Raw genomic sequence first — 23,796 nt, 5'->3', positions numbered from 1 at the left:
TTTATCTCCAAAATTAATCATACCATTTGCCAATACCATTTGCAAAGTCAATTCAAATTAATTTATATAAACTCTTGGAACTCGCATACCAATCATACAAACAATTTCATAATTAATTGTCTCAAGCCTTTCGGCAACTTCATCAACTGAAATGGACGCATTATGGTCTTGACCAATTAATGTCACAACAGTTCCAACCTCAATTGACTCTTTAAGATGAATCATACATTGATCCATGCATATACGTCCAACTAAAGGGACACGCTCCCCATTCACAAGCACTTCCCCACTGTTTGTACTATTCTTTCTAATCCAGCCATCTGCATAACCAATTGGTATGGTCCCAATCCATTCGTCCGCTTCTGTTTGATAGGTCGCCCCATAACTTATTGCTTCGCCTGCAGGAAGCTTTTTAACATGCGTTAATCGACTTTTAAGCATAAATGCTGGCTTTAATTCGATAGGTAGTTCTCCTTGTATTTCTAATGATGGTGTTAATCCATATAAAGATATACCAAATCTGAACATGTTAAATGTATGATCCGGAAAGCGCATTCCCGCTGCACTATTACCACTATGAATAAGGGGTATATGGACACCCAGCTCCTTCATCCATGTTAACACATTGAGAAAACGCTTATGTTGCGTTTCATAATAGTCGGTATTTATTTCATCTGCAGTTGCAAAGTGGGTGAATATCCCTTCTAATTCCATGTTCGTGTGTTTTGAAATAAACGAAACGATCGGAAGGAGTTCAGACTTTAAACGCACACCAATCCGCCCCATACCAGTATCCACTTTTATATGAATGAATAATTTCTGATCAGCATCAGCATCAATATAATGCTCTGCCTCATACAACCATTCTATTTGAAAGACCGTAACGGTGATTCGATAACGAATCGCAATTGCCACATCCTCAGGTCTAATACGTCCCATTACGAGAATTGGTGCTCCAATCCCGGCATCCCTTAATTCAATTGCTTCATCTAATAAAGCAACAGCCAAATATGCTGCCCCACTCTCAAGTACTGCTTTTGCCACTTCAATAGCCCCATGACCGTACCCATTCGCCTTCACAACTGCCATAACCTCTACATCTCGTCCAAGATTATGATAGAGATTACAGACCGACTTCATATTATGACGAATAGCGCGAAGATCGATTTCTGCCCATGTATCTCTATAAAATTCCTTACTCATCCTATGATCCTCCAATAAAAACTCCACTCATATCTAAACAAATGTCTAGTCTCTCTATTTTACCATAATTCTATAATTACATTACAATCAAACCTTTATTTAATGACAAAATGGTCTTATCCCTTTCATGAAACAATCAGTATTAACATTCGTTCATAACAATCCTCTCTTTTTTAAAAAAGAGACTCAGCATTCCGCCGAGTCTCAATCCTTACTTTTCTTCCGTCCCATAAACAGAGCTCGCAATTGCGATCATATCATCTGCCTCCAAATGTTCAGATGCCATAAAGAAGTCAACACCATTGTATGTCCAAGTCAAGGATTCATTTGTCATCACACCAATTGTAAAGCCGAGGTCAACTGGCTCTCCTTGACCACTCATATTCATTGGGGTAGAAGCTGGGACGACTCGACTCTGTTCCTGAATAATCGTAAACGGCTTTTCTCCACTATATTCTAAAACAACTCGTTCCTCACCTTCTGTTCCAATACTCTTGGAGGAAGCTAACTGTGTGCCATCTGGTGTAAATAAAGGATAGTGAACAGCCATCGATTCAGTTGGTTCAGCCATCGCAGGTTCATCACCCATTTGCGCTCCATTCATATTTCTCTCTGTATCAAAATCGCCATCATTAAAGGAGGCATTCCACTCAAAGCTCGTAAATTGCAACGTAACCAACACCTCTAGATCAGTGTTCATCACCTTTACTTCAACCGGTTCTAAATCTTTCTTGTTCAACTTAATTTCCTGCGTGTGCAAATTTTTATTTTGATAATTCGTATTCGTTTGGAATACATAATGATCCTCATCCGCCTGGAAGGAACGCTCTGGGTCCATTAAAATATCTTGAATAAGCGATTCGTATAAATAAACTTGACTACCGTTTGTCGGCCAATCACTTTGGAAACGGAAGCTTTTATTCAAGGCGGGCGTTAACACAAACACTCCATCATCATTTCGTAAAATAATTTGACTTTGATCCTTGTTCTCATTTTCTAAAGCTACTCGATACTGACTGTCTGATTGATGCCAAACCTCAACTCCGTATTGTTGCTGCTCCTGTCCAGTTTCCAATGTCATTGTTGCTTCCAACTTATACCCAGTCATATCAGAATGTTTCTTTTCTAAATCTGTCATAATGTCTTCCTGTGTTTTTTCACCACAACCTGCAAGAATTATGGCGAGTAACAAGCCTGTTGTAACAAACCACACTACTTTTCTCATGCCTTCACCCCTTTGTCTCATTTGAAAGAAGATCAAATGCATTCATCACGTCATTACTTGCTGCTTTTCGTCTACCATAATGTGCATGACTGGGAATGCACTGTGTAGATACTGCACTATTGTCGATGATTAGACGCTGAATGACTCTCCTCTTCTATTCGCACTACAACTATATGAGACAACCTTAGGCAATATGCAGACTAGCTTTACAAGCTTTCAATAATAACCTGAGCAATCGCGTAGGAACGGCTATGTGAAATAGAAAGATGAAGGCGAGCCTCCACTCCCTCTACTTCCATTACAGGTTTACCTGATTCTTCACTCATAATCGTTATGTCATGCCAGCTATATTGCTTCGAAATGCCAGTTCCGGCCGCTTTAACAAATGCTTCCTTCGCCGCAAAGCGGCCAGCTAAAAATTCTAACTGTCGCCTGTCTTTTAGCGTTTGATAATAGTAATGCTCCTTTTCAGTTAAAATTTTCGTAGCAAACTTAGACTTTCGATTGACTATTTCTTCGATTCGTTCTATTTCAACAATATCAATCCCAATTCCTTTAATCATCGTTTCCCTCATTTCCACTTTATGAATGTTCACCATCCAATCACATAGTCTATAGTAAGGAATTATGCCGATTCTCTGCTATAATAGCAAATAGAAAGGAGATGAGTTATGTTTATTCGTCATGAGAGCTTCTACTCTTTTAGAAAGAACTATCCAGTCATTACAACGCTAGCAGCCATACACTTAATTTTATTTATTTGGATGAATTTTTTACCTTTTGGACAATCGATTCAATACTTTGGAGTAGGTTTTAATTTAGCTGTCGCAAACGGGGAGTATTGGCGACTTGTCACACCAATCTTTTTACATTTGGGGCTATCACATGTTATATTCAACACATTTTCATTAGTTATTTTCGGACCTGCCGCTGAGAAAATGCTAGGCTCCGTTAAATTCCTCATTTTTTACTTATTAACGGGCATCATAGCTAATATAGCGACCTTCTTTTTGGAACAACCTTTTTACCAGCACTTAGGTGCATCAGGTGCTATATACGGGTTACTTGGACTCTATTTATACATCGTCCTTAACCGTAAAGATTTAATGGATCGTAACAGCGGACAGATTGTGGTGACGATACTAATTATTGGACTGATTATGACTTTTGCTTATTCAAATATTAATATACTCGCCCACTTATTCGGCTTAATTTCAGGTGCAGCTATCGCTCCTCTCTTCTTAGTCGGAGTGAAGCCTTATTACATGCAAAGAGCAACGCACACAGAGCCTAGTGAGCCTGTCTTTAATCCAAACAGGTGGCAGCAACGAGCAAAGAAAAAACAATTAATGATTCGAATCGCTTGGATCGCTTTAGCTGTGCTTATTATAATCGGTATTTTCTCACGTCTTTTCTAAGATCATTAAAAAGAAGTAGGATGGTCGATTTAGAACCTGTATCATCCTACCTCCACTCTCTCCATATAAATTTCTTTTCATGTAACAAATCATATACTTCAATTACCGTAGGCTTACGACCAAATTTATATTTACAATAAATACTAACAAAAATACAAAATTCCTCAAAGACGGGTTCCGTCACTCCAACCATCATTTTTTGAATAGCAAAAGATGATGTCTCTTGACTACCCTCAATAAAAAGCATTGTTTCACTATCAATCTTTTTCAACTCAGCACTCATTTTATTTACTAAAAACCATTTTAATAAATGATCCATTAATGGTACGAGCACCAGATAAAAGTGCCTTTCAGAATAAAATGTGGACTTTTTCAAGTCTTCCCATTCTACTGATACTTTTTTCAAAAACTCAAACGTCGTAACCGAAGTGCTTGAGCAATGAAATACAATACGGTTCACACTAGACTGAACCTTATTGTGCCAACTTATCTGATTATGTATGCTTCCTTCACTGTTCATGAAAGGGTTCTTAATCAATTTTCCGTATGTCGCATGCGATCTCATCGGTGTTCATCTCCTACCTTTTTGCTGATAGTGAGCACATTCATTTTTATACGCGCATTGGCTTTCACAATCACCAATCGCTTGATAGATCGAACACCATGACCGTTTAGCATAACAGATTGGGATTTCTTGCTCACTTGCTTTTTTCTTTAGCACACTTGATAAATTATGGTTAATAAAGTCCGTCAGCACAAGTATCAAATCAACATGAGCCGGAATTCTTCTTTTCACCATCTGCACTTTGCGTCCACTTAAATGAATGATTTCATCAAACCCTAGCTGTTCAAGTTTCTTCGGAATCGAACCAAGACGATCTGCACCTACTATTAATAATGAAGACATTTCATCCTCCCCTTTCAATTGATAACAATTATCATTATCATAATCTTAATTGATATAGCTTCTCATTGTCAACACCTTCACGATATTTTTAGGAACAGTTAGAATATATATTCTCATTTAATAGGTTATATTAATAGCTAGTCAATCACTCCATTTTCTTGTAAAGTTAGTACATACTAAAGGAGGTGCTGATGCTATATGGTAGCAAATATGACAGAAGATCAATTACTTGTATTGATCATAAAGTATTTAAAAGAGGCTAAAAAAAGTGCATTCCAACAAATACTTGATGAACTCCATCCATATGATGTCGCTCAATTATATAAAGGTTTACCTGAGAAGCACCATCATAAATTTATTACGTTTCTTACACCTGATCAAATTGCCGATCTTATTCAAGAATTAGACCATGACATGCAGGTTGAGATTTTACATAAGCTCGGCATAGAACGTTCCTCTAAAGTTATGGACTTAATGGACAATGATGACCTTGCTGATTTATTAAATGAACTATCAATTGACAAAATCCAAGAATTCCTTGATGTGATGAAAAAAGAGGATTCACAACACATACAGTCTTTAATGAGTTATCCTGCTGATACTGCTGGTGGACTAATGACCAATCAATTTGTCTGGATACATGCCGACCAGACGGTAAGACAAGCTGTCGATAAACTAAAGGAATATGCCCATTTTTCCGAGAACATCTATTACTTATATGTGATTAATGAAGAAAAGCAGTTAGTTGGAGTTGTTTCTTATCGAGATTTACTTATCGCTGATATGCACGAAGTCATTGAGGATTTAATGTTCAATCGTGTAGTATCTGTTCATGTAGATGATGATCAAGAAGAAGTTGCCCAAACGATTGAACGCTATGATTTCATCGCTGTTCCAGTGGTAGATAACCGAAATAAATTATTAGGTATCATTACCGTCGATGACGCCATTGATGTATTTATTAAAGAAGCGAACGAAGATATTGAGAAGTTATCTGCTTCCGGTAAAGATATCGATTTCCATACAAAGGCTACAACTGCTGCAGTACGGCGATTACCTTGGCTTGTATTGTTATTATTTATTGGACTTGTTTCCGGAAGCATTATTAGTGGTTTTGAAGCAACACTTGAACAAGTAGTAGCACTTATTTTCTTTATGCCAATGATTGCCGGAATGACTGGAAACACAGGAACTCAATCACTAGCCGTCGTCGTTCGTGGGATTGTGACGACAAACGTCGACCGAAAAACAACATTTAAACTTATTATACGTGAGCTTCGTGTCGGTATTATTATTGGGGTCGCTTGCGGTGTGCTTATATCTCTAATCGCTTTTCTTTGGCAGGATCAGAACATTTACTTAGGTCTTGTTGTCGGTGCTTCATTACTTGTGACGCTGATCGTCGGAACATTAGCAGGAACAATCATTCCGCTATTATTGTATCGATTCGGAGTAGACCCGGCGGTAGCATCCGGCCCTTTAATTACTACATTAAATGATATTTTCTCATTGATGATTTATTTTGGTATTGCGACGGCGTTCTTACATAAGCTTGTCGGTTTATAAATAGACGCCATACATTTCCCTGGAAATATGTAAAAGGATTAAAAGTTTTGTCGGTACAGAGAGAATGTCTCTTCACCATATAGCCATCTTTAGGTTAATGTAGAGATTTATATCTTTAAAAAAGAAAAAAGCTGGGGCAAAAGCGAGCAACGATTGAAGCCATTGCTACTCAAATTAAAGGCACTGAACTTTTTCAGTGCCTTCTGTTCATACTCCTTTTAATTTGTCTTTAAAGGAGCCGCTTTTCTTTTCTTCTCACTAATTGACAAAATAGCCGCCTAATGTCCAATACAAAATACCATATAAAACGGTCAGACCCGCAATTATTGCAAAAAGCTTTTTATTCGATAGTTTCATAAAAATCACCTTTTCAATTTCCTTAAAACGATTATACAGCATTTTACGCTACGTAAGATTGACTATTTATCAACTTTTATTGCTTAGTGGAGAAACAGTAATCCCCTCTTGCTCTAGCACATATCGCAACCGCCTTCCAAGCTGTACGGCCTGTTCATTATCACCATGTATACAGACCGTGTCCGCTTCCATTGATATCCAATTACCATCAATTGACTGAACTCTATTCCCCTTCAATATCGTCAATACTTGCGCTACCGCCACTTCCTCATCATGAATAATTGCTCTTTCACCGAAGTGACGAGGGGTAAGTGTCCCATTGTCTTGATACGTACGATCAGCGAATACTTCATTTGCCACTTTCAAATTCTTAGCTCGACCAGCTGCTATCAATTCACTTCCTGCAAGACCGTATAAAATGAGCGAAGAATCACAATCTACGACTGCTTGTGCAATCGCATCTGCAACTCCCCGATTAATCGCAGCTTCATTATACAACGCTCCATGTGGCTTTACATGCTTTAATGGCACATGAAACAACTGACAAAACCCCTTAAGTGCACTCACTTGATACACAATCATATGATAGATATCCTCAGGTGTCGTTTGAATCGATCGTCGTCCAAAACCGATCAAATCTTGATAACCAGGATGCGCACCAATTTCTAAACCTTGCTCAGCAGCCAGCTTAACCGTTTGCGCCATCGTATTATGGTCTCCTGCATGGTAACCACATGCAATATTTACAGATGTCACTTCTTTCATTAATAAACGATCATTCCCAATTTTATAAACACCAAAGCTCTCACCTATATCGCCGTTCAAATCAACTGTTAACACTTCCTACTACCCCCCTCCTACCCATTTTGCATAAATGCTTGCTTTTAGCTCCTCTAAATTTGCTTGTCTTTTTCTAAATAAATAGCCAGCTGAATTCATGTCAATCTCTTCAAAAAGAAGCAAATCGCCTGCTTTCATTTGAGCGATTTTTGATCGATCAACCGCTGCTACCTGCCCAATAATAGGATATCCACCAACCGTTTGACTATCAGCCATTAATATAATCGGCATTCCATCTCCAGGTACTTGAATCGTACCAAATGATACAGGCTCTGATAACATTTGCTGTTGTTTTTTTAATGTTAAAGGACTTCCATTAAGACGATAACCCATACGATCCGCTTCAGTCGTGACTGTGTATGAGCTATTCCATAGGAGCTGAACACTTTCTAGCGAAAATGAGTCATAATGTCTTCCACGAATCACGCGAATACAATTCGAATTAGTATTATTGCACAAGTGAGATGAGACGCTCCATTGTGCAACCATTCGTTTCTGACTAGTGAGTAACGTATAAAGACCTTCAGATCGTCTATTCCGTTGTTTACATATTAAGCGGTCTCCTTTTTTTAAAGGTCGTCCATTAAGCCCTCCAATTCCAGCTCTTAAATATGTACTGTAGCTATTCATAACCTTCTTTATTTGCAACCCTCCCGCAAAGGCAATGTAAGAGCGACAGCCATCTTTGATTTGATGAAAGGAAAGTTCATCTCCTCTTTTCGCCAGAATCGGCCGATTTAAAGGGACATGAGTTCCATTTAATTTCGGAGAAAGGTCTCCACCGGTGATGGCAAGCATTGCCGTCTCATAAAACTGCATAGTTGGTCCAGTCATTGTTACTTCCAAAGCAGCCTCATTCTCATCGTTACCTACAAGGACATTAGCTATTTGTATAGCATTTATATCCATTGCGCCTCCTATACTAACTCCCGCTTTTTGAAATCCAAATCTTCCAGTGTCCTGAACAGTTGTCAAAAGACCAGCCTTCACAATTTCAATGGTCATATTCACCCTCCTCATCTAACCAAATTTGACTTTCATCAATTGGTACAAATTGAACATGATCACCTAATTGTAATAATGTGACTGGATTTCTTTCGCTATGAAATAACGTCCTAGGAGTTCGACCAATTATGTGCCAACCACCAGGAGATTCGATTGGATAAATCCCCGTTTGGGTTCCCCCAATTGCCACAGAACCGGGAGCAATCCTTAACCGCGGTTGATCTCTTCGTGGTGTGGCAAGCCTCTGATCAAGCTCTCCTAAATATGGAAAACCCGGAGTGAAGCCAATCATATAAACCGTATATATGCGATCTGAATGAAGTGAGATCACTTCAGCAGGTGTTAGCTTATGATAATCCGCTAACTCAACTAAATCTAGTCCAAACTCTCCACCATAAACGACAGGGATTTTGACTAATCTTCCCTTTGTTTGTCGACTTAATTTCCCCTGTAAACATCGCTTTATTTCTTGAATAATGAAGTCCAATGGGCTTTCTAATACGACGTTCGAAGGATTTACATAGACCATAACACATGTATATGACGGTACAACTTCGATAAGCCATTCAAAGGAACTAGCTTCTATTAATGATGTTACCGCTTTCACCTTTGCATGATTCTCTTGGTTTAATGTCGATCCTACCTTAATTAACACTGCTGACTCGTGTACTTTTTCAATTGATGTGTATAACGAGGCTTTCATTCCGTTCCCCTCCCCATTATTACAAATATAAGAAAAACTGACGAGCAGTCTTTTCTTAATTCCGTTGTGCTGAGCCGTTACAAAGGGTTGAGCGTTTATGAAAATGCGGTTTTACATAAATGCGTGTTACGAGCGAGGCAACGACTCCTGCGAATCAACCTACTTCCTCCTAGATGAAACGTCTAAGAATTTTATACTTTTTTACCTTTTGAAAATAGTCTTAGAAGTTCCTACACCTCCTAAGACAATACCACTGAAAAGCTATCTTAAACTGAAAAAAGTTTGGTTTTTAACTTTTTCGATGTCCTTTAACCCTTTTTTTCTACATATCGAGATAATTCTAAAATCATTGCACCCATTCTCTCCAATTCTGGATATACAATTCGAGTAACACCTTCCTCTTCCAAAGCCTCAGCCGTCACTTTTCCGACAGCAACTGCGATAACCTTCTCATTTAATGTCTCTTCAAGCCAATTTGCGTACTGATTTTCATGCAAATAATGAAAGAAAGAGCGAACTTGGATCGCAGATGTGAAACAAATTGCATCTATCTCTCCTTTCTTAAGTTCTGTTACCAATCGATCTAGTGTCTCCTTTTCAGGTTGAACATGTTGATAGGGTAGCATTTCAATTACAGTAGCCCCATCTTTTTGCAAGAACTCAATTAGACTTGGCACATTTTCTCCATGTAGCTGGACAAGCACTCGCTTTCCAGCAAATGGTATACCGTTTAATTGTTCAATGAGTCCAGCAACCGTACCGTCTTCATCTTTCACATCAGGCTTCAATCCTAGTTTCGATAATACAGCAAATGTTTTGTAGCCTCTTGTTGCCACATTTGCCTTATTAAGCTGAATCATAAAATCTTCTTTCAATGAAAGTTCTTCTGCAATATCGATAAGTGCTTGTGTACCTATACCCGTTGTGAAAATCGCCCAATCAAACCCTTGTTGAATAGTTTCCTTTAGGATAGGCTTCACTTCATCATCAGCTTGAAAAACAGTTCCCTGTAATGAACGTACAAGAGGAACTCCGCCTTGCTTTTCTACTAGTACACTCATTTCTTCTGTTTTCCGCGAAGCAGCCAATACGACCTTCTTGCCTGATAAACCCTTTTTCAATGAAATCATCCTCTCCAATTGCTGTTGATCCTATTATAACCTAAAGCATATAGCAACTTTAACGAATTTAATTAAACGTTTATTTAATTGGAAATATTTCAACATAAAATTCAAGATGCAAGGTCACCAAAAAAGAAAAAAACAAACTTTTTCAGTGCCTTTCAAGATGCAACCTTTCTTGTTTCACATAGCCATAAGACATTCAAATACACTTGACTTCCAAGACTATCTCTTAATAGAAAAAGCACTCAAAAGAGTTAATAACCTCTTTGAGCACTTTTAAACTTAAACAAATATAAAAACGGCATCATCTTTAATTTCAACATCATAGCGCTTCACACAACCTTCATCAGGTGCTTGAACGCGTCCATCTTTCATATTAATCTTCCAATCATGTAATGGACAGAAGACATGTTCACCACTTACAATTCCTTCTGACAATGGACCTCCTTTGTGTGGACAGCTGTTTTGAATGGCACGAACATCTCCATTTTTTTGCTTGAATAATGCAATTTCTTCATCCGCTACCTTTACTCGTTTTCCTACTCCGATCGATAGATCAGAAACATAAGCAACCTGAACTTTTTTTGCGCTTTTTGTTTGACTCATTTTAGGTTCCTCCATTATTGAACAATTTCAACATTACTCGTTTTAAACTCTGACTGCTTCTCCTCTTGCTCAACGATTTCCTTCCAAGGATCAGACAATTGAGAAAGGGCGACTTCCATACGCTCAATTAATACTTGACGACCTTCTTCGTCCTCTAAGATAACCTTCTTCATATGATCCAAACCAACACGCTCAACAAAGTGTGAAGTACGCTCTAGGTAACGTGCATTTTCACGATAATATTGCATGAAGGCACTAATAATATCAATGATTTCTTCCTTCGTTTTCACTTTACAGAATAAGTCACCTGCACGTAGGTCAACCCCTCCGTTACCAGCTACATACAGTTCCCATCCACCATCTACGCCAACAATACCAAAGTCCTTAATACCCGATTCCGCACAGTTACGCGGACAAGCGGATACAGCCATTTTGACTTTGTGAGGGGTATTAATATACTCAAACTTTTTCTCTAACTCTTGACCGAGTCCAATTGAATCTTGCGTACCAAATCGACAGAATTGAGCTCCTACACACGTTTTCACCGTACGCAATGCTTTTGCATAGGCCGATCCGGACTTCATCCCAAGATCTTTCCATACTTTAGGTAAGTTATCTTTTTCAATCCCGACTAAATCAATACGCTGACCACCTGTTACTTTAAGTAAAGGTACTTCATATTTATCAGCAACATCAGCGATTTTTCTTAGTTGCTCAGCATCAGTAACCCCACCATACATTCTCGGTACGACTGTAAATGTACCATTATGATTAATGTTGGCATGGGCACGCTCATTAATAAATCTTGATGTTGGGTCATCGGCATTATTAATCGGATCAACCATCTTCAAATAATAGTTGATAGCAGGACGACATTTTGAACACCCTTCATCCGACTTCCAGCCAAGAACATTCATCACTTCACGTGGATGTGACAAGCCTAACTCGCGAATTTGTGCAACAACTTCCTCATGAGTGTGCTCCGTACATCCACACATTGGTTCCTTCGTATCTCCTAACTCTTCACCAGTTGTTAAGGAAATAAGATCAGCCACGAGTGGCTTACACCCACCACATGAACGACCAGCATTCGTACATTGCTTCACCTCTTCAACAGTTGACAGACCTTGCTCTTTAATTGCTGTACAAATGTCCCCTTTAGACACACCATTACAGCCACAAATCGTCTCACTATCTGCCATAGCAACAACTGGGCTTTCCGTGGAGCCTCCGCCATTTTCAGAAGGCAAAATCGCCACTTTACTCATACCCGAAATATCTTGCTCTGTTCGAATCATATCGAGAATTCTTGGCGAATCTGATGTATCACCAAATAATACAGCACCAATAACCTTGTTATCCTGTACAACTACTTTCTTGTATATCCCTTCAAATTCATCGTGTACACGAATCGCTTTTGTATTCTCACCATCTTGGAAATTCCCCGCTGAGAATACATTTACACCTGATACCTTTAACTGTGTGTATACGATAGAACCTTGGTAGCCTGGTTTATTTTTCACTTCATTTGTACATAAGTGTTCTGCCAACACTTTTCCTTGTTCGTACAAAGGAGCTACTAAACCATATGCAATCCCTCTATGCTGAGCACATTCCCCAACAGCGTATACATTCTCGATATTAGTTTCCATATAATCATTGACCATGATCGCTCGCTCTGTTTTCAAGCCGCATTTTTGTGCTAATTCAATGTTCGGCTTAATTCCAACAGCCATCACTACTAAATCAGCTTGAATGCTCGTACCATCTTTGAATTTTAACCCTGTCACTCGGCCTTTTCCAAGAATTTTCTCCGTCTGCGCTTTAAGTAAAAAGTTCATCCCTTGACTCTCGAGCTCTTCTTGAAGCATCTTTCCAGCTTGATTATCTAGCTGACGCTCCATTAAAGTATCAGCAATATGAATAACATCTACTTCCATATTTAAATTCAATAAGCCACGAGCTGCCTCTAAACCAAGAAGACCGCCACCAATAACTGCTGCCTTCTTATAGTTTTTAGACGTTTCTATCATCGTTTCACAGTCTTTAATATTACGGAAGGCAATAACTCCTTCTTTGTCTGCACCTGGAAGAGGTAGCATAAAAGGATTCGATCCCGTCGCAAAAATAAGCTTATCATAGGGGGTTTCAATACCTTTTTCGCTATAAACGACTTGCTTCTTCGTATCCACCTTTACAATCGGATCACCGGTGTGTAAAGTGACATCATTTTCCTTGTACCAATCATAATCATTTAAAACAATATCACTTACGTCCGCATCTCCCTGCAAAACCGACGAAAGCAAAATACGATTATAGTTAGGATGTGGCTCTTCACCAAACACCGTCATCTCATAGCGATTAGAATCCTTCTTAATGATTTCCTCTAGTGTTCGTATTCCCGCCATACCATTTCCGATCAATACGAGTTTCTCTCTCACAAAAAATCGCTCCTATCTTGAATAAAATTAGCTTTCTATTTGTACTTCAGGAAGTGCGACTTTTGCCTGCGCAAAAAGCAATTCATCGCTTCCTAATTTCTCTTTATACATATAAGCTGGCACTATTCCCATTGATTGAAGTGTCTCTCCCACTTGCTCTTCACAAATAATGGTACAAGTTGCCGCTAGTAATGATGGTGTCTTTTGTATTTCTTTCAAAAGATTCAAAAAGTTTATCGCATGACTCTTATTCGTTAAAATAAGCGTATTTACATGCTGTTCCTCTATCATTCTTTGCATCATTTGCTTTTCGCGAACTGTTACCATTTCATCGATTTGAATAAACTGTCCGTCCCCTCTAAATCCACCTAAAGAAGTTAATTCAAGCTTACTCCCAACCACAATTGGCGAATTCAATTCGGATAAGCGATGAACTTTTGTTGCTATGAAGCCTGCTTTCTTTAACTCCTCTTTTGTTTGGTCATCCATACAGTAGAATTCAGCTAGTATGCGTCGCCTATCAATCTCTCTATCATGTAACGACTGAATAAAAGCTACAACACTAGAGCTTGATAAGAAGGTTAACTTCTCCGCTTCTGACAGTTCCAATATCCTATCCATCTGACTGACGGTTAACCTTTTCTTTATTGATAATGGCTTACTATATATGTCTGCTCCAAGTCGTCTCCATTTTTGTAATGTTTGCGAATCATCACACCGATCTTCTTTTGGGATAAAAATACTTATACCTGATAAAGGACGATTTTCAAACCATTGAAGCTTCTTCCGTAACGTAACCACATCACCAACCATAATAATGGCAGGATTCATTACTTTAGCCTTACTCACTTCTTGAACAATCGTGGCTAAAGTCCCTTCAATCGTTCGCTGTCGGCTATACGTACCCCATTGAATGATAAGAACCGGAGTTTTTCGCTTCATTCCATGCGCTTGCAATTGTTCAACAATCGTTGTTACATGCTTGATCCCCATGTAAAACACAATTGTATCAACACCGCTCGCCAATGCCCCCCAGTCCACTCGAGGTTGACCGTCACGTGATTTGCTATGACCAGATACAACAGCAAATGACCTAGAATGCTCTCGATGTGTAATCGTTGCTCCCGCATAAGCTGGCACTGCAATTCCTGCAGTTATGCCAGGAATGATTTCAAAGCTAATTCCATGCTTTGAAAGAGACTCTGCTTCTTCTCCGACTCTTCCAAATACAGAGGGGTCCCCACCTTTTAAGCGCACAACTGTTTTCCCTTTTCGAGCATGAATGAGTAATTCTTTATGGATATCTTCTTGTCTGAGAAGGTGCTGACAAGGTTGCTTCCCACAATAGACCAATTTAGCATCTGATTTCGTTTCCATTAAGAGAATCGGATTTACTAATCGATCAAAGATAATCACATCCGCTTCCCTTAATACACGTCTCCCTTTTATTGTGAGCAACTCTGGATCTCCTGGTCCAGCTCCAACAAAATAAACGATCCCTCGCTGTTGCAAAATCTGTCGCCCCCTTTCTCTTAATCATTAGTTTAAAGCAATCTTGAAAATACATGTTAGTTTGTGTCAGATATCCTAACAAGAAAAAAAGAAAAGACGGGAACACGTCTTTTCTTGCCTTCATTCCGTTCAAATTCTTGCTCATTTTTGTCGTAAATTAACAATGAATTGTAAAGGTCTACGTTATTTACCATAGATTGATAAATCATCATGTAACCATCGTTATATGGACTGCTGCAATTTTAAAACCTGGCATACGACAGGTCGGATCTAACTCATTTGAAATAAGATCATTAATATTCTGCGATTCAGCCCAATGAAACGGAACAAAGACCGTATCAAAACGAACATCTGTAGAGAAACGACTACGAACAACAATTTCCCCACGCTCTGATCGAATTTTCACTAATCTCCCTTCCTCAATTCCATACTTATCCGCTGTTTCTGGATGAATTTGAATGTGAGATTCAATATCTCTTGCTGCTAATGACGAGCTTCGTCTCGTTTGGACACCTGTTAAATAATGAGCTACAACACGTCCTGTAGTAAGATATAGAGGAAATTCCAAACTAGTCGATTCCTTCTTCTTCGCAGGTGTATTCGAAACTGCCATTAGTTTCGCCTTTTTATCTTGATGGTAGAACTTCTCTTCAAATAACCGTTCTGTTCCCGAGTGATTTGTCGTTGGACATGGCCAAAAGATCCCATCTCCTTCTCGAAGTCGTTCATACGTAATCCCATAATAATCAGCGATTCCGCCACGACTTGCTACTCTTAACTCATCAAATATTTGTTCCGCAGAATGAAATGCAAAATATTTTTCTTTTCCTAACACACCTGCAACCTCACAAAGAATTTCCCAATCATGCTTTGTTTCTCCAGGCTTTTCCTTAGAAGCTGGCCGCAGCATGACACGTCCCTCAACATTTGTCATCGTACCCTCATCTTCTAAATACGAAGTCGTTGGTAAAATCAAATCAGCAAGCTTCCCTGATTCGGAGATAAACATATCTACTGCAACGATAAACGATAGCTTTTCTAACGCCTCTTTTACATACGTTGCATTAGGGTTAGAAACAATCGGGTTTGAACCCATAATAAACATTGCTTTAATCTCACCCTCATGTATCTTTTCCATCATTTCATACGCTGACACACCTTTGCGTGGTAAATCTTCCTCATTGACACCCCAAACATCAGCTATATATTGACGATGCTCCTTATTTTCAATAGAACGATAACCTGGTAGTTGATCTGCCTTTTGGCCATGCTCTCGTCCACCTTGTCCATTACCTTGTCCTGTTATCGCACCATATCCACAGCCCAATTTCCCTATACTCCCTGTCGCCAACAAAAGATTGAGAAAATTACGAACAGCCATATACCCATCCGTTTGTTGTTCGACACCTCGAGCAGTGAAAATCATCGCTCGTTCCGCTTTACCAAAAGTCAATGCTACCTTCTCTAACTGTTCAACTGACACATCTGTCAGAGTTGATATCGATTCAATCTCCATTGATTGGACATGATCCATCACCTCGTCGAACCCAGTCGTTCGTTCAGACAAAAAGGCTTCATCTATATAGCCATGCTCAATAATTAATTTTAATAAACCATTGGCTAATGCTGCATCCGTCCCAGGCTTCAACTGAATATGCCAGTCAGCCATTTTAGATGTCTCTGTTACACGCGGATCAATGACAATTATTTTCGTTCCATTCTCTTTTGCACGTTCGAAATAGGGCATAATAGTCGGTTGGCATTCAGCTATATTCGTACCTGCTAAAATAATACAATCCGTTTGTTCAATTTCATCTAATCGATTCGTTAAACCTCGATCAATCCCAAATGCTTGATTAGCTGCCGAAGCTGCTGCCGACATACAAAAGCGCCCATTGTAATCAATATACTTTGTTTTTAAGGCCACACGGGCAAACTTACCTAACAAATAAGCTTCTTCATTTGTTAAGGACCCTCCACCATATACCGAGACAGCATCAGTCCCAAACTCTTCTTGAATCTTTGTGAATTTCTCTTTCATTACAGCAAGAGCAAACTCCCATGATACAGGAACGAATTGTCCGTCTACTTTGAATAAGGGCTGTTTCACCCGTTCACGGTGCACGGCATGCTGATAAGCATGAATGCCTTTCACACACAACCTCCCTTCAGAAGTTGGGTTATCTAGTGCAATTGTTTTATACTGAGTACGACTCGGTCCCTTTTGCTCAATGACTCTCATTTTACATTGCATACTACAATAAGGGCACTGTGCATCATAGGATCGTTCATCCTGTACATCTTTCTGTTGAGCACGTGAATACTTTACTAATCGTTCTGCCAAATGTCTCACACCCTTCTACAAGCTTGTTCCACATTTATTTACTCATAACTTGATTACTTTTATCCCATTCATGCTCTTTAGCTTGCGTAAAATCGTTCCATATTTGATCACGCAAATCATCTTCATAAATCAATTCTCTTATGTGAATGAGGCCAACCCGATTAAGCCACGTATTAAGCTCTTCTAAATAGCTCGCTGTCTCTCGATAGTATTGAATAAGTGCAATTGCATAGGAATTCACATCTTCTCGACCAACAATTGAAATTAAAGTATCATGAATATACATTTCCCATCCACGACTCATTCGAACAAGAGTTAGCCCCTTTTCAACAGTCGAGTTCTGATCAAAACCATCAGCAACTGTTATATAAACATGCTGGGGTGCAAATCTATTATCAATCACACTATCTAGCTCTTCGGCCACTTGATACATATCATTCACATATTGTCTCTCTAGATTTTGTTTTACTATTGACGTTCTTACATGATGAACCCAAAAGTCCGACGCATACTTCCGTTCTATGTTCAGTCGATCCATAACGGATAGAACATCTGTCTCTTCTACATCCATCAATGTTAACTGCTGGTTTTCTGTTAAAGCTAAATATGGTTGATTGAACTCTTTCATTATTAAGGTTAACTCATGAAGGTACTCCCCCGTTAGAAGTACTCCTTTAATTGGTAACGTTAGTGTAAAACGTCCATCACCTTGCTTTTGCACTCCAACAAGCCGATCTAAATCTCCCATTAATTCCGTGCGTTGATAGATCATACGAAAATAATAACGAAGAGCCTTTGTACATACTTCACAACCATTGCTCACCCAATTAAGCTTAGTGCGCACTTCATCCATTGTCGTTAACCGTTCATGCACAATATGCTCGACTACTTCATTTTCTGTTAACGATGTACACGTACAGAAAGGTTCTTCCACCATCGTTTCATTAAACTGATCACTTTGAATATATGATAGCATCTCAGCTACCATTGGCTTACATCCACCACAAGAGCCAGATGCCTTAGTACAGGCCTTTATCTCATCAACGGTTGAACAACCGTGCTTTTGAACAGCTTCAATTATTGTCCCTTTCGAAACATTATTGCAATTACAAATCGTTTGCGACATAGGCATTTCAGCTAGGTGCCCTTCTGCCTGAGGGTGAGCATTCATTAGAATCTCTTTCACCATTTCACGCTTTTCACCTTTTGCAATCATTTCCATTAATTGTGTTCCCTCTTTTGTATCACCGTACAACACAGCACCGACTGCACAATCATCCTGAAATACAACCTTTTTGTATATAGATTCTGTCTCATCTAACATCATGATGCATTCCGTATCATCACTATCATGAAACTGCCCGACAGAGAAGACGTCGACGCCAGATATTTTCAGTTGTGTGGACAATATCGTTCCTTGATAGCCACGTGTTGGTTGTTCGCACAAATGCTTCGCCAACACAACTCCTTGCTCGTACAAAGGCTTTACAAGTCCATATACGAAGCCCCGATGCTCAACACATTCACCGACCGCATAGATGTTTGGATCACTCGTTTGCATATAGTCATTCACAATAATAGCGCGGTTCATTTCCAGTCCAGCCTCTTTGGCAAGAGTGATGTTAGGCCTTACCCCAACCGCCATAACAACAAGGTCTGTTCTAACAGATGAACCATCTTTAAATTCAATTCCCTTTACTCGTTTACGACCTAGTAATCTCTCAGACTGCTTTTCAAGTAAAAAGTTCATTCCTTGACGCTCTAGCTCTTCTTGCAGTAATTTCGCAGCCTTTTCATCTAGTTGGCGCTCCATTAAATAAGGGCCTAGATGGACAACATCCACTTCCATCCCTAAATGTAAAAGTCCTTTTGCTGCTTCTAAACCTAATAGTCCACCACCAATGACCGTTGCTTTTCTATATGATTTTGCAGTCAACACCATCTTTTCACAATCTTCAACCGTCCGAAATGCCATAACTCCTTCCAAATCAATACCCGGTAGAGGAATCATAAATGGCGATGACCCTGTTGCAATAACCACTTTATCGTACAGAACTTTTCGTCCACTATCCGTCTCTACTGTTTTTTCTTGGCGGTTCAACCGTTTAACTGTTTCTCCCACATACAAAGTAATGCCATTTTCCATATACCAATCGATATCATTGATCATAATATCTTTCATGTCCGTTCCACCTTGAAGAACAGAAGAAAGCATGATTCGATTGTAATTCCCGTGCGGCTCACTACCTATAATCGTTATATCAAATGCATTTGCTGCATGTTTCAATATTTCTTCGGCACAACGTACGCCAGCCATTCCATTTCCTATGATGACAAGCTTTTGAGTTTTCATAACAAACCTCCAGCTATTATTCATGTTACATCTTATTATCGCACGTACTTTCCACCTTGCCTGTATGTATGTCATAAGATATGACATACATTCTTAAGCACGGTGAAGCACTTGCTTCTTTATAGCAATAGGGTATATATGAACAAGTAAACATCCTACAGCAAATAGACTCATTAACCAAAACCCAGTCGCATAGCTCCCCGTCATTTCCAAAAAGAAACCCATAACAATCGGAGGGAAAAAACCCCCAACTCCTCCAACAGCACTAATCACACCCGTTACAGCACCTGTATGCTTTGGAGCAACTCCAGGTACTAGCTTGAAGACTGCTCCATTACCTGAACCAAGCAATAGCGCCATGATTCCACAAGCAATACTAAAGGTTACTAAATGCACAAGACTGAAAGCTAGTATAATAGCCATGGTTATAATACCTACGAATAGAAACGTCAGCACCTGATTCGCACCAAAACGATCTGCCAAATACCCACCTATCGGGCGGATTAATGTCGCAATTATGACAAATCCAGCTACAAACCAACCCGCTACCACAGGTGAAAGCTGATACATTTCTTGAAACAGCGTAGGCAAATAAAAGCCAAATGCAACAAAACCTCCGAACGTTAAGAAATAATAAGCAGATAAAGTCCATGTATCTTTAAATTGTAGTACAGTAAGAGATTGCTTTAACGATTGTGGCTTCTGATCTGAATCGGCATCCTCTGTCATAAACCAGAAAACAATGGTCATTAAACCGAGGACAGCAGCCAAGCTCCAAAACATCCAGCTCATGCCAACAAGGTAGACAACAGATGGAATGAATAATGCAGCCACAGCCGTTCCTAAATTTCCAATTCCAATAATACCTAAGGCAAGACCTTGTTGTTTCTTCGGGAAAAACTTTGTTACATATGTGATTGCAATCGTAAAGGTTGTTCCGGTCATCCCTATTAAGAAAGCCCAAAAGAGAAGCGCTGAATAAGATTGAGCAAAACCTACTGCAATTAACGGAATAACAGCAAATGCCATGATAACAGCATAAACCTTTCTTGCCCCTAACCGATCAGCAACGATTCCAATTGGAATACGCATAACAGAACCTAGAATAATCGGTGTTACAATAAGGAAACTTTTCTGTGTTTCTGATAAAGCGTATTGTTCCTGAACCATATTCGCAATTGGTGAAAATACCGACCATACTGTAAATGAAACAATCATCGCGACCGTAGCAAATATCAAAGCTGACGCCTGCTTTTTGTTGAAGTTCATCCTCTTCTCCCACACCTTTTTTAATCTCTTTTTCGTACATAAACGTTCTTAAATGATAGATCATCCCCATGTGTTCAACTACAACCTTGTCAGAATAACTAACAGTGTTTTCAATTAAACAAAAAGAAAGACCATCTCATCGCCGAACAAAAATCTTTGTGAAATGGTATTGACAGCCACCCTGTATCAGTGTACTATCTAATTAATACAATAATACAAAAGGAGGCGTCACTTATGAACGCTTGGTTTCACTTAGTAAAAAAAGAGCTCCATAATGGAGCATTAGCGTTTTTTTCATTATTAATAGGTTTTCTCGTTGTAGGGGGAATGGTCTTTTACTTCAGCTCTAGGGCTGAAGTAGGTGCAGAAGGATTAATGATATTTACCGCTGCAGCTATCATGATGCACGTTTTCTACCTTCTATACTATCTATTTGTGAGCCTACACAATGAACGAAAGAAATTGCATTTATGGTTACACAATTCCCTTCCTAGTTACTCTCTTTTACTTGCCAAAGTAGCGGCTGGCCTGATTTCTATGGGAGTAAGTTTAACGATTGTTTTTATCACATTTTTCATTTCGTCCCAATATGCAGAATATTTTCACGATCAGCTATCACTATTAAACCTAACTGAACTGAGTCTTTTCGGCAGTGTCCACATTATTTTAATTGCCTTATCCTTCGCTGCTTGGTTTTTGCTATATGCCATGGTTCATTTTGCTATCCGTTCTCGTTTAAATGGATTTCTTAGTTTTCTATGTACCGCTATTTTCGTCGTTGTCACTTTACGAGCTTACAGCTGGTTCGCACAGACGAATTTATATGAAACATTAACAATGTGGGGAGCCTTCCAACCTCCAGAAATCGTAACCGGATTAGAATGGGAATTAACGCAAAATCAAGTTGATTTAAGCATGCAAGGTTCCCCTTTTACGTTGTTTATTGGTAGCTACGTACTTGAAACGATCGTTAGCATCACTATCTTTTTACTAGCATGTTGGTTGTTAGAACGCAAAGTCGAGGTGTAAACAATGACAACTGAATTTGAATCATCTAAGCCGATTTATAGTCAATTAGCCGACCGTATGAACCGTCAAATTTTACGAGGAGATTTACAGCCAGGGGATAAGCTGCCTTCTGTGCGAGAAACAGCCATTCAATCGAATGTAAACCCAAATACGGTTCAACGAACATATCGAGAGTTAGAGGGGTTGAAAATTGTGGAGACAAGACGAGGTCAAGGAACATTTGTAACAGAAAATGAAACGATTTTACATGAAATGCGAGAACGCTTGAAGTTAGAAGAGATTTCTGCATTTGTAAAAGGGATGCAGGAGATGGGCTATACTAGCGCTGAGATCAAAGCCGGCTTGCATGCATTTTTAGCTGATATAAATGGAGGAATACAAAATGATTAAATTAGATCGTGTAACAAAAAAATTCTTAGCGAAAACAGCTTTAAACAATGTTGACCTGGAATTAAAGCAAGGAAAAATCATTGGACTTATCGGCGAAAATGGAAGTGGAAAGTCCACAACCCTTAAGCTCATTGCAGGCCTCAATCAACCGACAAAAGGAAACGTATTTGTTCATGGGCAACGAGCGAATCATCGCATTGCGAAATATGTGTCCTATTTGTCTGAGCTTGATGAATATTACAGCTTCTATAACGTTGGGCAAACCATTGATTTTTATGCCACACAGTTTTCTGATTTCAATCGAGAGAAGGCCGAGGACATTCGTCGTTTTATGAACTTGGACCGCCAAGCTAAATTGAAACATTTATCAAAAGGAAACCGTGGTCGTCTAAAAATCGTTTTAACATTAGCTCGTGAAGTTCCTATTATTTTAATGGATGAACCCCTTTCTGGACTAGACCCAATGGTCCGCGACTCAATTGTAAAAGGCTTAATTTCTTATATTGACTTAGACAAACAAGTCGTCATTATTACTACTCATGAAATCAAAGAAATTGAAACGATTCTTGATGAGGTCATTGCCATTAAAGATGGTGAGGTTATCGGTCACCACAATGTTGAAGATTTAAAATACAAGGAGAATAAAAGTATTGTTGAATGGATGACTTCTATATATTAAAGAAGTGAGCTTGAAGGCAGACTACTGCGGGATGCACATAGAAACAGCTGAAAGGGCACTGAAAGTTATTAATAAATTTCAGTGCCCTTATCGTTATTCATTGGGCTTTCCTTACGACAACCACTGTGTATATTTCTTATAATCACATTTCGGTTTTTCCTTTGGCTCCATAGCCGGATACCCTACATAAATAAACCCGATCATATCACCCTTTTCACTTAAGCGAAAGAATGATTTTACCTTGTCATGATAGCAAACTGGACCCGTACGCCAAACCGCGCCAAGACCTGCTACGTGAAGAGTAAGTAGCATATTTTGTACAGCGGCGTCGACAGCAGCGTATTCTTCTTGTATAATCACACTCTTTTTATCAGAAGGTTCTACAGCAACTGCAATTATAGTTGGAGCTCTTAAGGGCTTTTCTTTTTCTCTCTCAAGCTTCAGCTGATCGGTTGCCGATAACGGTATTTTCATTTCTAATTGGGCAATCTCAGCAAGTACGTCTCCTAAACGCTTCCTTGCATCCCCTTCTAGAACAAAGAAACGCCACGGTTCAGTTCGGTGGTGATTCGGTGCGAATGTCGCCGCATCTAACGCCTCTTCAATTAAGTGCTGTGGTACAGGGTCTTGCTTAACAATTCCAATGCTTCTTCTCGTTTCAATCGCTTTCTTTACATCCATCGTCTCACCCTTTCCTCGATTTCACTCTCTCTTTTAGTATACGGTCTACTTCCACATTAGCGTTCACTTCTAGTATTCGTTGGAAAGTGCATCTTGCTTCACCTTTTTTCATCTACTTTACATTCATTTTAACATAGCTAGAAA

Annotated in this window: 21 protein-coding genes; 5 read left to right on the top strand and 16 right to left on the bottom strand. The window is 39.2% G+C overall.

Annotation, left to right across the window (positions count from 1 at the left end; translation table 11 throughout):
• Positions 1-57: 57 nt before the first annotated feature.
• The 3 genes from alr to acpS all read right to left on the bottom strand — a co-directional run bounded on the left by alr (position 58) and on the right by acpS (position 2,991).
• The gene (gene alr, locus ACERJO_RS01415) at positions 58-1,203 is read right to left on the bottom strand and encodes an alanine racemase (RefSeq protein WP_247107507.1); all 1,146 of its coding nucleotides are present in this window, start codon (positions 1,201-1,203) and stop codon (positions 58-60) included.
• A 211-nt stretch (positions 1,204-1,414) separates the two neighbouring features.
• Positions 1,415-2,428 (bottom strand): LolA family protein, encoded by a 1,014-nt coding sequence (locus ACERJO_RS01410; RefSeq protein WP_247107508.1) that lies wholly within the window; start codon positions 2,426-2,428, stop codon positions 1,415-1,417.
• 206 nt (positions 2,429-2,634) lie between these two features.
• Complete coding sequence (acpS, locus tag ACERJO_RS01405; RefSeq protein WP_247107509.1) at positions 2,635-2,991, bottom strand: holo-ACP synthase; 357 nt, start codon at positions 2,989-2,991, stop codon at positions 2,635-2,637.
• A gap of 108 nt (positions 2,992-3,099) precedes the next feature.
• On the opposite strand from acpS, the gene ACERJO_RS01400 reads away from it, so the two are divergent.
• Complete coding sequence (locus ACERJO_RS01400) at positions 3,100-3,846, top strand: rhomboid family intramembrane serine protease (protein ID WP_247107510.1); 747 nt, start codon at positions 3,100-3,102, stop codon at positions 3,844-3,846.
• Positions 3,847-3,892: 46 nt separating this feature from the next.
• Here ACERJO_RS01400 and ACERJO_RS01395 read toward each other — a convergent pair whose 3' ends face one another.
• Positions 3,893-4,411: a hypothetical protein gene (locus tag ACERJO_RS01395; protein WP_373646363.1), complete on the bottom strand. Its 519-nt coding sequence runs from the start codon at positions 4,409-4,411 to the stop codon at positions 3,893-3,895.
• 6 nt (positions 4,412-4,417) lie between these two features.
• A complete protein-coding gene (locus tag ACERJO_RS01390; protein WP_247107512.1) occupies positions 4,418-4,753 on the bottom strand; it encodes a DUF2325 domain-containing protein in 336 nt (111 codons plus the stop codon).
• A gap of 198 nt (positions 4,754-4,951) precedes the next feature.
• Here ACERJO_RS01390 and mgtE point away from each other — a divergent pair, with 198 nt between their 5' ends.
• A complete protein-coding gene (gene mgtE / locus ACERJO_RS01385; protein ID WP_373646362.1) occupies positions 4,952-6,319 on the top strand; it encodes a magnesium transporter in 1,368 nt (455 codons plus the stop codon).
• 426 nt (positions 6,320-6,745) lie between these two features.
• Here mgtE and ACERJO_RS01380 read toward each other — a convergent pair whose 3' ends face one another.
• From ACERJO_RS01380 to ACERJO_RS01335, 10 genes are all read right to left on the bottom strand, one after another.
• Positions 6,746-7,516, bottom strand: coding sequence for a 5-oxoprolinase subunit PxpA (locus tag ACERJO_RS01380; RefSeq protein WP_373646361.1), 771 nt, complete (start codon positions 7,514-7,516; stop codon positions 6,746-6,748).
• 6 nt (positions 7,517-7,522) lie between these two features.
• Entirely contained in the window at positions 7,523-8,521 is a 999-nt protein-coding gene (locus ACERJO_RS01375; RefSeq protein WP_373646360.1) for a 5-oxoprolinase subunit C family protein, read from the bottom strand.
• A complete protein-coding gene (gene pxpB, locus ACERJO_RS01370; protein ID WP_373646359.1) occupies positions 8,511-9,224 on the bottom strand; it encodes a 5-oxoprolinase subunit PxpB in 714 nt (237 codons plus the stop codon). The genes ACERJO_RS01375 and pxpB overlap by 11 nt, the downstream gene beginning before the upstream one ends.
• Before the next feature lie 308 nt (positions 9,225-9,532).
• Positions 9,533-10,345: a uroporphyrinogen-III synthase gene (locus ACERJO_RS01365; protein ID WP_373646358.1), complete on the bottom strand. Its 813-nt coding sequence runs from the start codon at positions 10,343-10,345 to the stop codon at positions 9,533-9,535.
• A gap of 285 nt (positions 10,346-10,630) precedes the next feature.
• Entirely contained in the window at positions 10,631-10,954 is a 324-nt protein-coding gene (gene nirD / locus ACERJO_RS01360) for a nitrite reductase small subunit NirD (protein ID WP_247105314.1), read from the bottom strand.
• A gap of 14 nt (positions 10,955-10,968) precedes the next feature.
• Entirely contained in the window at positions 10,969-13,395 is a 2,427-nt protein-coding gene (gene nirB / locus ACERJO_RS01355; RefSeq protein ID WP_308446085.1) for a nitrite reductase large subunit NirB, read from the bottom strand.
• 27 nt (positions 13,396-13,422) lie between these two features.
• Positions 13,423-14,907, bottom strand: a complete 1,485-nt coding sequence (gene cobA, locus ACERJO_RS01350) for a uroporphyrinogen-III C-methyltransferase (protein ID WP_373646357.1) — start codon at positions 14,905-14,907, stop codon at positions 13,423-13,425.
• 208 nt (positions 14,908-15,115) lie between these two features.
• On the bottom strand, positions 15,116-17,251 hold the full coding sequence (gene nasC, locus ACERJO_RS01345; protein ID WP_373646356.1) for an assimilatory nitrate reductase catalytic subunit NasC: 2,136 nt from the start codon (positions 17,249-17,251) through the stop codon (positions 15,116-15,118).
• A gap of 34 nt (positions 17,252-17,285) precedes the next feature.
• Positions 17,286-19,604, bottom strand: coding sequence for a nitrite reductase large subunit NirB (gene nirB, locus ACERJO_RS01340; RefSeq protein ID WP_247105311.1), 2,319 nt, complete (start codon positions 19,602-19,604; stop codon positions 17,286-17,288).
• Between the two features lie 93 nt (positions 19,605-19,697).
• The gene (locus ACERJO_RS01335; RefSeq protein WP_373646355.1) at positions 19,698-20,873 is read right to left on the bottom strand and encodes an MFS transporter; all 1,176 of its coding nucleotides are present in this window, start codon (positions 20,871-20,873) and stop codon (positions 19,698-19,700) included.
• Between the two features lie 234 nt (positions 20,874-21,107).
• On the opposite strand from ACERJO_RS01335, the gene ACERJO_RS01330 reads away from it, so the two are divergent.
• From ACERJO_RS01330 to ACERJO_RS01320, 3 genes are read left to right on the top strand one after another with little or no spacing between them, the layout of a single operon-like run.
• Positions 21,108-21,902 carry a hypothetical protein gene (locus ACERJO_RS01330; RefSeq protein ID WP_247105309.1) on the top strand — a complete coding sequence of 265 codons (795 nt, stop codon included), beginning with the start codon at positions 21,108-21,110 and terminating at the stop codon, positions 21,900-21,902.
• Positions 21,903-21,905: 3 nt separating this feature from the next.
• Complete coding sequence (locus ACERJO_RS01325) at positions 21,906-22,292, top strand: GntR family transcriptional regulator (RefSeq protein ID WP_247105308.1); 387 nt, start codon at positions 21,906-21,908, stop codon at positions 22,290-22,292.
• Positions 22,285-22,971, top strand: coding sequence for an ATP-binding cassette domain-containing protein (locus ACERJO_RS01320; RefSeq protein WP_247105307.1), 687 nt, complete (start codon positions 22,285-22,287; stop codon positions 22,969-22,971). Before ACERJO_RS01325 ends, ACERJO_RS01320 begins: the two co-directional genes overlap by 8 nt.
• A gap of 111 nt (positions 22,972-23,082) precedes the next feature.
• Here ACERJO_RS01320 and ACERJO_RS01315 read toward each other — a convergent pair whose 3' ends face one another.
• A complete protein-coding gene (locus ACERJO_RS01315; RefSeq protein WP_247105306.1) occupies positions 23,083-23,652 on the bottom strand; it encodes a nitroreductase family protein in 570 nt (189 codons plus the stop codon).
• Positions 23,653-23,796 lie beyond the last annotated feature (144 nt).

The organism is Halalkalibacter sp. AB-rgal2 (assembly GCF_041821005.1).
Taxonomy (GTDB): Bacteria; Bacillota; Bacilli; order Bacillales; family Bacillaceae_D; genus Halalkalibacter.
This window is presented reverse-complemented; position numbering and strand designations above follow the sequence as displayed.

What these genes read in the sequence shown, in the direction of transcription:
- mgtE (WP_373646362.1), top strand. Translation starts at nt 4,952, where the DNA reads ATGGTAGCAAATATGACAGAAGATCAATTACTTGTATTGATCATAAAG.
- ACERJO_RS01400 (WP_247107510.1), top strand. Translation starts at nt 3,100, where the DNA reads ATGTTTATTCGTCATGAGAGCTTCTACTCTTTTAGAAAGAACTATCCA.
- ACERJO_RS01390 (WP_247107512.1), bottom strand. Translation starts at nt 4,753, where the DNA reads ATGTCTTCATTATTAATAGTAGGTGCAGATCGTCTTGGTTCGATTCCG.
- ACERJO_RS01395 (WP_373646363.1), bottom strand. Translation starts at nt 4,411, where the DNA reads ATGAGATCGCATGCGACATACGGAAAATTGATTAAGAACCCTTTCATG.
- ACERJO_RS01335 (WP_373646355.1), bottom strand. Translation starts at nt 20,873, where the DNA reads ATGAACTTCAACAAAAAGCAGGCGTCAGCTTTGATATTTGCTACGGTC.
- ACERJO_RS01320 (WP_247105307.1), top strand. Translation starts at nt 22,285, where the DNA reads ATGATTAAATTAGATCGTGTAACAAAAAAATTCTTAGCGAAAACAGCT.
- acpS (WP_247107509.1), bottom strand. Translation starts at nt 2,991, where the DNA reads ATGATTAAAGGAATTGGGATTGATATTGTTGAAATAGAACGAATCGAA.
- nirD (WP_247105314.1), bottom strand. Translation starts at nt 10,954, where the DNA reads ATGAGTCAAACAAAAAGCGCAAAAAAAGTTCAGGTTGCTTATGTTTCT.
- ACERJO_RS01375 (WP_373646360.1), bottom strand. Translation starts at nt 8,521, where the DNA reads ATGACCATTGAAATTGTGAAGGCTGGTCTTTTGACAACTGTTCAGGAC.
- alr (WP_247107507.1), bottom strand. Translation starts at nt 1,203, where the DNA reads ATGAGTAAGGAATTTTATAGAGATACATGGGCAGAAATCGATCTTCGC.
- ACERJO_RS01325 (WP_247105308.1), top strand. Translation starts at nt 21,906, where the DNA reads ATGACAACTGAATTTGAATCATCTAAGCCGATTTATAGTCAATTAGCC.
- ACERJO_RS01330 (WP_247105309.1), top strand. Translation starts at nt 21,108, where the DNA reads ATGAACGCTTGGTTTCACTTAGTAAAAAAAGAGCTCCATAATGGAGCA.
- ACERJO_RS01410 (WP_247107508.1), bottom strand. Translation starts at nt 2,428, where the DNA reads ATGAGAAAAGTAGTGTGGTTTGTTACAACAGGCTTGTTACTCGCCATA.
- ACERJO_RS01315 (WP_247105306.1), bottom strand. Translation starts at nt 23,652, where the DNA reads ATGGATGTAAAGAAAGCGATTGAAACGAGAAGAAGCATTGGAATTGTT.
- nirB (WP_247105311.1), bottom strand. Translation starts at nt 19,604, where the DNA reads ATGAAAACTCAAAAGCTTGTCATCATAGGAAATGGAATGGCTGGCGTA.
- pxpB (WP_373646359.1), bottom strand. Translation starts at nt 9,224, where the DNA reads ATGAAAGCCTCGTTATACACATCAATTGAAAAAGTACACGAGTCAGCA.